Genomic DNA, 498 nt, shown 5'->3' on the forward strand with positions numbered 1-498 from the left:
CCGTGGGCCAGTCGGTCATCCAACTCGGCGCGCACGTCGGCTTCAAGACCCTCAATGTGGTCCGTCGTCGGTCCGCTGTCGAGGGCATCCTCGCGCTGGGGGGCACCGCGGTGATCTGCACCGAGGATGAGGACCTGCGCGAGCGGGTGGTCGACATCGCCGGCCCGGACGGGGTGTCCAAGGCGATCGACTGTGTCGGCGGTCAGGTCGGTGCGGATGTCTCGCGTGCGCTGGCACCGCACGGTGAGTCGGGTTCGACGACCTTGCCGTCCCGGATTTCTCCGCGCCACCCCTCGATCTCGTCCGGATGGAGAACGGACTGCGTCATGACGTGGCGTCCGAAGTGCTTCAACTCCAAACGCGCTCGCCGACCCTGCGCCCGCCACAGGTTTCCCGTCCTCTCGAACAACCCCTTCGGGTGATACTCGAGGATCAGAAGAATCCGGGTGAGATCGGGAGTCACCTCATGGAACGTCACCGCACCGTCGATGAAACCCT

General features: G+C 65.7%; 2 pseudogenes. One reads left to right on the forward strand and one right to left on the reverse strand.

Features of this window, described 5'->3' with window-relative positions:
- Window positions 1–56: 56 nt before the first annotated feature.
- Window positions 57–191 (forward strand): annotated as a pseudogene (locus P3H15_RS55055) (NADPH:quinone reductase); the annotation flags it as partial.
- 56 nt (window positions 192–247) lie between these two features.
- Here P3H15_RS55055 and P3H15_RS55060 read toward each other — a convergent pair.
- Window positions 248–498 (reverse strand): annotated as a pseudogene (locus P3H15_RS55060) (cyclase); the annotation flags it as partial.

It is taken from the genome of Rhodococcus sp. T2V, from assembly GCF_029269925.1.
GTDB lineage: Bacteria > Actinomycetota > Actinomycetes > Mycobacteriales > Mycobacteriaceae > Rhodococcus_F > Rhodococcus_F koreensis.